Below are 9436 nucleotides of genomic sequence, written 5' to 3' on the forward strand. Positions count from 1 at the left end.
GCGGCGATCGGCCGCCGATCGCGCAAAACTGCCACCGGAGTTCGCTTGTTTTGGGCCTAGCCAGCTGTCCGACCGTGAAGACCGTTCCGAGCGTACAAGGGCTGCAGAGACCCGTTCCACCGCCGCAGCCTGAAAACAGAGCTGCACCACCAACCCCGGCGGCTGTGACGATTGCAGCCGCTCCCAATTTGTGTTTTCTCATATCAGCACCTCTCTTGCATATCGAAGCCTCAGACGGAATGGATGGCGTAACGACGCCTTGAAACACGTTTGTTCGCACGCGTCGATGGTAGGCGTCTGCTGCGGCTTGGACCACACGGGCGGTCACAGATTGGCCCATTCACGCCATGCGGATCGGCCATGCGCTTGGGATTGGGACACTTCCCGCCGAGCGCAGAAAGACGGAAACGGTGGTGCTGACCGGCTGAAGGTTCGGATCAGGTTTAATTCAAGGAAGGGCGAGTCGAGGCGTATCCGGACGGCGGGCCGTTTGCGCCGCTGTCGGCGACGGTAAAACGCGGCCCTTCGTGAAGAATGAGTGGGGCGATGCGTTCGCGGATGAACCTGGCGCCGGCTTGCCCGGTGTGGCCGACGGCTTCGTTCTGCGCGTCGGCACCGGTTTTCGGGGCGATGTTTTCAACCTTGGAGTAGAGGCTACGGGTTTCGGCGTTGGCGTTGGCGGGCATGCGGAAGCCATAGAGACCGGCCGAGCACTGACCGCAAAACCGACGGTCAGCAGTACCTGTAAGAGGCACGAAGAAGCTCAACACCGAGTCGTCCGGCGATGTGTAGACGTACATGTGATGTCTGACGCGCTTCAGGGCGGCGGTGAGGTCATAGTTGGCGCTCATCGACGAGCCGAGCAGGAAGACATCGTGTACCTGTCGCTCCGTCGGCAGGGCTTCGAGTGCGAACACGGCAATCGCGGTCCCGGCCGAGAGGGCAATGATGCTGACTTCAGCGTTTGGGTGTTCGTCAAGGTGTTGTCTGATGAGTCGGGCGAGGCCTGCCGCCTTTGACCGCTTGTACGCCTTGCTGGTTTGCTGGTCGGCCAGGGCTCCCAGTCCCGTCTGCCAAACATAGTTGACGAATGCACCGCGATAACCCGCCTGGCGCAATCCCGCCCGAACGCCGCGGCTCCAATCTGCGATCGGTCCGCCGCCTCCGGCCCCGTCCACGTAGTAGACGATCTCGTGTTCCCGATCCGGTTCGGCTGCGACGCGGGTCGTGGCGCAACCGGCTGGCATAAGGAGGGCCAGGGTCGGCAGTACCCAAACAAGGCGTCCGGCACCTGGGTTCAGGGAATCGTTTTGCTGCGGCTTCATATTCACCTCGTCGAGCATTCGCAACAGACCCGGAAGGCACGACGCGCGTCGGAGCCGGCCGGTCAGAGATCTGTGAGTCTGGCGAGCACGTCATTTCGTATGACAGTGCCGTTTCGCCGCAGCCGGCAAGAAGCGCGGTCTGCCGTGAGGTCATCGAGATCCTCGGGCTGCGTTCTTATTCACATTATAGGCTTTTTCGGAACTGCGGCGATCGGCCGGGTTGAACGTCTGTGGGCGGCACGCAGGACGTTCACGCGGGTCTGCTTCCTTGGCCCGGACCGGGAAATCGGCTGCAGCTGACCCCTTGTTCCTGGTGTTGCACAGGCCAGGAGATGGTAAGCGAGCCCTGTTTGCGCTTATAATGGGGTTGAGTTTAGGTTGGCGTCTCCGACCGGTTCGGCTTGCCTGCGGAGGGTCGGTCGGGCCCGGAGAGAGCGAGGAGGCGAAGGAATGGGCCACCGGCCAAGGGATACCGGCACGCCATTTGTTGTGGTTTTGCTTCTTTGCGGCCTGATCTATTCGGGCACGGCAAAGGCGGACCAGTACCACGGGATGAACGCCGGGGCTCCGGTGTGGAACGGAAGCATCGAGTTCACCCAAGCCAAGGCCGCCGCCATCGCCGCCACCGGATGCCGCGCCGTGCGTGTCAATTTCCGGCTTGACGGGCACACCAGTTGGGATTCAGGGATCCTTGCCACGTACGACACGGTGATTTCGACCGCCTTGAGCCACAACCTCACTGTTCTCGGGCTGTTCTCCAACGAGTGCATGGCGGTCGGGCAGACCTCCTGGAATGACGATCCTGACGGTGACGGCATGAACGCGTACGTCGTCAATTTCAGCAACACGGTGCTCCTGCTGGTGAATCGTTACAAGAACCAGATCAAGCGGTGGGAGATCTGGAACGAGCCCAACTGTTGGACGACGGATCCCAATACGGTTGATCCCCGTTACGCAGGCGGCACGTATATACTGCCTTGCGTGTACGCCAATCTGCTGACCGAGAGCTACAAGCAACTCGAGTACTACGAGGGACGGTCAATTCTGACGGACAACAAGATCTCGCTGGTTTCCGGGGGGTTGTTCGCCCATGAGATCGGCGGCAGCTTTTCGCACGCGATGGACTATATGCAGCAGGTGTACGCCCGAACCGCCGTCTGGAACTGGATGGAAGCTAACACGGGGCGGCGCTACCCCTGGAGCCTGTTCGGATATCACTTTTACCTGGCAAGCGACACCATCATCACGACGACTCGCCTGAACCAGTACTTCAATCAGGTGCGGGTGACACAGGCGGCGAACAGCGATTTCAGTCCGATCTACGTCACGGAGTTCGGCTGGAACTCCGCCGGCGGGGCGGGTGAAAGCGGTCAGGCCCAGAACATGCGGATTGCCTACGACCATATGGAGACGAAGCCGTACATCGTCGGCGCCTACTGGTACCAGTGGGTGGACGAGCCCTTCCCGTATTACTGGGGCGTGACGCGCGCCAACGGTTCGCTCAAGCCCTCACATACGGAGTTCACCTTGCAGAACCAGGACAACATCCCGCCTCCCGAGCCTCAAGTGTCGATCACCGCCGACAAGTTGCATGTGGCGGTCGGGGAGCAGGTGTCCTTCACGCCCACGGTGTCGTTGTTTCCCGGAGCATCCGCATTGCAGGGCACCTGGCACTTCGGGGCCGACCAGCAGACCGTATCCGGCATGCCGGGCGGCATCTTGCGGGCCTTCGGGCAGACGGGCGACTATAACGTGTGGCTGATCGTGACCGACAGCAACCATCTTGAGGGCGTATCCGATTCGATTACCGTTCACGTGGCATCGATTCCGCACAGCGCCGCGGATTTCGACGAGGATGGCGACGTGGATCAGATCGACTTCGGGCACTTCCAGACCTGCCTGACGGGGCCCGGTGCCAACCAGTACGGGCCGTCCTGCATGAACTGCCGGCTGGATGACGACGGCGACGTCGATCAGGATGATCTCGCGTTGTTCCGGAGTTGCCTGTCCGGGCCGGGCGTGCCGGCGGATCCGCAGTGCGGGCACTGAGGCGAGGCGGGCAGAAATCGGTCGCAGAGGCGGTCAATGAGGACCAGGCAGCCAGTAGCGCAGATCGGCTTGCTCGCCCTTGTTGCCATGGGGGCGGCGTGTGGCCTGCACGGGTCCGTTTTCGCCGACGAATACCATGGGATCAACGCCGGTGCGCCCGTTTGGGGAGGCTGGATCTACTTCACCGACGCGCGGGCTCAGCAGATCGCCGCCACGGGCTGCCGAGCCGTCCGCATCAATTTCCGCATGGACTGGCACCAGACGTGGGACTCTACCATCCTCGGCATCTACGACGCGATTGTTCAGAACGCTCTGAACCACGACCTGGTGGTGCTGGGGCTGCTGTGCAACGAGTGCATGCCGGTCGGGCAGGAGGCGTGGAACGATGATCCCGACGGCGACGGCATGAATCAGTACGTAGTCGACTTCAGCGAGACGGCTCTTTTGCTGATCGACCGCTACAGGACTCAGATCAAGCGTTGGGAAATCTGGAATGAGCCGAACGCCCATACCAATCCCGAGTGGCAGACCGATCCTCAGCATGCCGGCGGCACTTACATTTTGCCGCGGGTTTATGCGAACCTGCTCGCCGAGACATACAAGGCGACCAATTATCGCGAGGGGCGCTCGCTCCTGAGCCGTTACTGCATCGAGCTGTGCTCAGGGGGGCTTCTGGCTTACGACAATATGACCGGCATGAACTACATGGAGCAGGTTTATCAGCAGACCGCCGTCTGGGACTGGATGGAAGCCAACGTTGGACGCCGGTATCCCTGGGACCTGTTCGGCTATCATTTCTACATCAGCCAGGCGCGGTCGGTCAGCACCTACCAGTTACGGTCATTGTTTGAGGGATGGCCATGGAGCAGCGACAGCGTTCGTCAGGTGCAAGCGGACTACGGCGATACCGCCCGCGTGCTGGTCACCGAGTTCGGCTGGAACACCGATAGGGTGAGCGAGGCGACGCAACGTGACAACATGCGCGATACGTACGAGTGGCTGGAAGGCAAATCCTACGTCGCAGGCACGTATTGGTATCAGTGGCAGGATGAGCCGGGTTTTTCCTGGGGGATCACCCGCAGCGACGGCAGTCACAAGCTTTCCTATGACGAATTCGACGTCCAGAACGGTTTACCCGGCCCGCCCGTGTTGCCGCCGGCCCCTGTGGTCTTGATTGTCTCGGACGTTTTCGAGGTTCCATATGCTGAACCCGTGCACTTCGTGCCGTCGGTTGTGCTTGCGCCGGGGGCCGTGGCGGCAGATTCGTTATGGACCCTCGGCGCTGATCAACTCGCGGTACCGGGGCTGCCGGGCGAGATCGAGTGGATCTTCCCATCGCTCGGCGACCATGACGTTTGTCTGGCCGTGACCGATTGTCACGGGCAGACCGGTGTCTCCAACGTGATCACCATTCGGGTTACGGCGCCCCTGTACGGCAAATGTGACTTCGACCGCGACGGGGACGTGGACCAGATTGATTTCGGGCGTTTTCAGGTTTGCTTCAGCGGCTCGGGCATCCGTCAGACCGCCCCCGAGTGTATGGCGGCCCGCCTGGATGACGATGGCGACGTGGACGCGCTGGACTTTGCCATCTTCAGCACCTGCATTTCAGGGGAGGCGGTGCCGGCAGATCCGCTGTGCGGCCATGGATTCTGATCGGGTGTCGCCGCGCACGAAACAGCCCCTGCCGGCGGGCGTGCCGGCAAGGGCTGATCTCATAGCGAGACGCAATTGAGGACGCCGGGCGCGAACCCTACGTCGCACTACTAAGAGTTGCGGCGGCGGAGCAATAAGCCGCCTGCCGCGAACAGGAGCAGGCCGGCCGGTTCGGGCACTGGGAACACGTCGATCTCCATGATCAGGGGCGAGACGAACGCTCCGGTCAGACCGTCGTCGATTCCGGTGAACGGATTCACGCCGTCGAACGGGTCGCGCATCTGCCCACCGGTGTTGTCCACAGAGTAGAAGTCGAACTCGATATTGGTCACACCGGCGGGGATGATTGCCGCGCCGAGGTCATCGAAGATACTGACCATCGTTGACTTCATGTTGATCGAATTCGGATGTCCTTGGCTGTTGATCGTGCCGGAAGGATCCGACTGGAAGTAGCCGAGCAGGCTGTAGTTGGCGCCCCCATCCATCGAGTACTTGATAACCGTGGTCGAGAAGATACGGCCGTCAATGTCGTTGCTGCTATGAATGTTGATCTGGGCTACGCCCAGTGCGTTGCAGTCTGTGCCCGTCATATCATACGCGACCAACTTGACGGGGTTGGCGTAGCCCCAGTCGTTCAGCAGGCCGGTCAGGCCGGTGGCTCGCATACCCGCACCGTCGGTGAACGCCGGCAGCTGGTCGAGCGGATCACTGTTTGCCGGGTGCCAGCCCATGTCGCCCGGCAGCACGGCAGGGATCTTGCCCTGGAGGCAGTCGGTCGAACTAATGTAGTCATCCGTGCTGCCCGGGTTACCACTCTTGATCGGGCTGTGGGTTGTGGTCGACGTCACCGCCGCGGCGGCGCCGGCCGTGACAAGCCCAAAAGCCAACATCGCAACTATGATCGTTCTCATGTCCATCCTCCCTTTCTTGAAATAAAACCTCTTCTTAGGTTTGAGTTGTCCCCGTTTTCCTTCTCGGCTTCCGCAGTGGGTGAGCCAAACGCCGTCAATTTACTGCTTGTACTTCAGTCGCTATCGACTGATCGGGAGTTGAGAGATCCTGCCATGCGAAGCCTTGTGCTGAAGACGCTGTTGGCAGAGCCACGGCTTCCTTCCAGATCCTCTTCCAGGTTGACATGAGCTTCTCAACCGGCTCCCATTTGCTCCATATTGTGCCCCGGCAGGGCGGGTCTGTCAAGGGATTTCCGGGGACATTTTGTCCAGGGGGGCGGAGGCGCCGGGAGCTTCTCCTGGAATCCCGAGTGCTTGGCACCGTGAATGATGGGCCTGCCCGCACCGGGATCGTACCTCACGGGGGTGAATTACATGCGGTCGCGCTTCTGAGCGGGCCGGCTAAAGAGCCATTTCCTCTCACCGTTTGGTGTCTCATGAACAGCGGCCCAACCCATGCCAATCGGTCGTGGGAGGCTTCGGCACCCCGGCACGCAGGAGCATCGGTGTAGCAGGTGTCATGGACCTGCTTTGGGCCACGTTCGCCGGGCAGCGAACAGCCGCTTGTTCTGCGGCGCGTATCCCGGTTGCAGACAGAGTCGGGAAGGGCCAGAGCTTCGGCGTCCTACTTTGAGGCCGAAGGTTGGGCCGAGGAAGGAGAGGCCGTACATGCGTGAATGGATATAATACAGTAATGACGGAATGCTGCTGCCGGCATCATCGTTGCTTGTGCCGAGCCGCCTTCAGGAAACCGCATTGATGTTGCTGAAGTGTCTTTACACCAAGACGAGTAAGGCATAAGATTATGGCTTGGCAAAGCTGCGGAGAAGCGGCGATCCGGCCTGACGGGGCGGATGCCGTGGAGAGTCGTGAGGTTTTGTTACTTGCCCGGAAAAAGATGCGGCTTCAGGCTCGCGTGCTTGGTTTTTTGCCAAGGGGACAGATAGCACGTGGGCCGGCATGAGGGAATGAGGGATGACTCACAAGCCTGCAGGGATGACAAGGCGAGGTTGCTTGGGTCGATCTTCGGGTTTCACATTGATTGAAGTGCTCGTCGTTGTAGCGATCATTGCCCTTTTGATTGCGATCCTTTTGCCGAGTCTGGCCCAAGCCCGGCGGCAGGCGCGTCAGCGGGTGTGCGCGAGCAATCTGCACCAGATCGGTGTTGCCGCTCTTTCATACGACGTGTCGTACAGGAGTTTTCCACACCAGGCGAGAGTGGGCGTGCCGGGCTGTGATGCGCGCAATTCGGGCGGCAACGTGATCGGGGCCTGGCCCACAAGTGTTCACCGCACCATCGGCCGATTCATCGGCATGCAGTCGGCCGTCAAGGCGAATGAGGTGTTTTACTGTCCGTTTGTCAGCGAGTCCGACCGCGGCAGTGTCGACATCGACCGCGAGCAGCCGGCGGGCAGTTGGCTCAGCAATCCGGAGGCTTACCTGCACATCACCTACTTTTACTACGGAAGGCTGAACACCGGTGACGCCGCCAATGATCCCGCGAAGCCCCGCGGCACTGAGACACCTTCCGACGTGCCTTTCAAGCGCAAGTGCTACGTGACCAAGAACCCGGATTCCAGGCACGTGCTGATGGCCGATGCGGTCAGTCTGTGGTGGGGAGCAGGCCCGCCCAATGCGCGATGGCGCGTCAACCATGGGCCGGATTACTCCGCCGTTCAGGCTGCCGGTTCCATATCGCCGCCGCGGCTGGTCGGGCAGAACGTTGCCTATGGGGACGGACACGTTGACTGGCATAAGGTCGGGGTGTTGCCGGCGGAATTGCGCCGCGACTCAACCCAGATAGAGCTCTACAGGACGGCCATCTTGAGACAGGAGAACGATCTGCATTGGTGGTGAGCGGGGTGTGAGCTTGCTGGAGGTTCTGATCTTCGGCAGGTGCAATATCGAACCTTTGTCCGAGCGAGCGGAGAATCGGTCAAAGACGCAGACAAATCGACATGGAAAGGAGCCAAAGCAATGTACAAGCACAGAACATTCGCCCTGATGGTGCTCGGCTGGGTCTTGAGCGTCGGCACTGCAGGTCTTGGCGCGCCGACCTACATTTGGGAATACGGGCCGCAGGACGTGACGACGCTGCCGTCGTATCCGGGAATCGCGATCTCGTCCACGGACCTGATTAACGGCATCGTTCCGCTGAAAAACAACGACTTGGCGGTGGGTTGGCCGGACAACGTGAATGGATACATCCCGGTTGACAACATGCCCGGTGATGCTCTCTGTAAGCCATCACCGATCAACAGCCCCAACACGGGGCATCCGGGTTTCCACTCGGCGACGCCGAAGCAGAACGGTGCGGGGCTCACCGATGGGTTGCTTGGCGCCCATGTTGATTCCGTTCTGGCCGATTTCCTCCTGCCCAGCGGCGTCTTTCAGTTCGACTTGCCCGCGCCGACCGACATCGGGGAAATCCGGGTTTTCGCGCAGAACATCGATTCTTATCCCAACGGCCGTGTCTGGCAGAGATACGATGTCTACATTTCCCGTGACACGAACCCCGACCCGAAAAACCGCCTGTTCAGCAAGCTGCTCGATCGCGTGGTTACGGGCAACATCGTGTGTGCCGGGCCGGGCACTGGTGACGGCTGGAACCCCAACGTTAACGACGGCAGTCAGGTGCCGACCATCGGTTCCACCTTGACCCGCGTTTACGACAGCAGCAGTCCGCGGCTTGCCGGCGGTGTTACGAGCATCAGGTTTGTCTTCTGGCCGGTCTCGAATACGCAAAGGGTGAACTGGGATCAGTGGCTGGGCCCGATAGGGTGCGCCGGCATCGATCCGTTCGACGTTGACCCGTTTGACGGCGATGGTTTCCGGCGATCGTTCGAGGGGTCGATCATCAAGGAGATTGACGTTCTGCCTCCGGAGGGGCCTTTCGAGATTTGCGACAATCAGGTTGACGATGATGGAGATGAGCTGGTCGATTGTCAGGATCCGGGTTGTGCCGGAGAACCGGCATGCAAATCCCCCGAATTCTGCTGGAACATCGATAATCCGCTGGACCGCAATCCCATCGACGATGACGGTGACGGCCTGGCCAACTGGGACGATCCGGACTGCGCCCCGACGCCGTGGCCGTGCCCGCCCGAGGTCTGCGACAATGCCGCCGATGATGACGGGAACACTCTCGTCGACTGTGATGATCCCGATTGCTGGAGCAGCCCGGTCTGTGGCCCTGAAACCTGTGACAACGGTGTGGATGATGACGACGACGGGTTGATCGATTGCGCGGATCCGGATTGTGAGGGACACCCGGCCTGCCAGTGTACACACGATCCGGTTTTCGACGTGGACGACGACGGCGACGTCGATCAGGCGGACTTCGCGGTCTTTCAGACCTGCTTCACGGGGGCCGGCGGCAACGGTTTCGAGAATCTGTCGATCGATTGCCGTTGCATGGATGTGACGGGCGTGTCGGGTCAGCCTGACCAGGCCATT

General features: G+C 60.7%; 6 protein-coding genes. 4 read left to right on the forward strand and 2 right to left on the reverse strand.

Annotation, left to right across the window (positions count from 1 at the left end; all coding sequences use genetic code 11):
* Positions 1–443: 443 nt before the first annotated feature.
* A complete protein-coding gene (locus tag PLL20_20465; GenBank protein ID HPD32375.1) occupies positions 444–1325 on the reverse strand; it encodes an alpha/beta hydrolase in 882 nt (293 codons plus the stop codon).
* Positions 1326–1775: 450 nt separating this feature from the next.
* Between PLL20_20465 and PLL20_20470 the strand changes: the two genes are divergently transcribed.
* Together PLL20_20470 and PLL20_20475 are read left to right on the forward strand one after the other, a co-directional pair.
* Positions 1776–3374: a PKD domain-containing protein gene (locus PLL20_20470; GenBank protein ID HPD32376.1), complete on the forward strand. Its 1599-nt coding sequence runs from the start codon at positions 1776–1778 to the stop codon at positions 3372–3374.
* A 36-nt stretch (positions 3375–3410) separates the two neighbouring features.
* Positions 3411–5030, forward strand: coding sequence for a hypothetical protein (locus PLL20_20475; protein HPD32377.1), 1620 nt, complete (start codon positions 3411–3413; stop codon positions 5028–5030).
* A 110-nt stretch (positions 5031–5140) separates the two neighbouring features.
* Here the strand turns inward: PLL20_20475 and PLL20_20480 are convergent, their stop codons facing one another.
* Positions 5141–5941: a PEP-CTERM sorting domain-containing protein gene (locus tag PLL20_20480; protein HPD32378.1), complete on the reverse strand. Its 801-nt coding sequence runs from the start codon at positions 5939–5941 to the stop codon at positions 5141–5143.
* Positions 5942–6994: 1053 nt separating this feature from the next.
* On the opposite strand from PLL20_20480, the gene PLL20_20485 reads away from it, so the two are divergent.
* Both PLL20_20485 and PLL20_20490 read left to right on the forward strand, forming a co-directional pair.
* On the forward strand, positions 6995–7837 hold the full coding sequence (locus PLL20_20485; GenBank protein HPD32379.1) for a prepilin-type N-terminal cleavage/methylation domain-containing protein: 843 nt from the start codon (positions 6995–6997) through the stop codon (positions 7835–7837).
* Between the two features lie 120 nt (positions 7838–7957).
* The coding region (locus PLL20_20490; protein HPD32380.1) for a hypothetical protein at positions 7958–9436 on the forward strand (1479 nt) is incomplete at its 3' end.

The organism is Phycisphaerae bacterium (genome assembly GCA_035384605.1).
Lineage (GTDB): Bacteria > Planctomycetota > Phycisphaerae > UBA1845 > PWPN01 > JAUCQB01.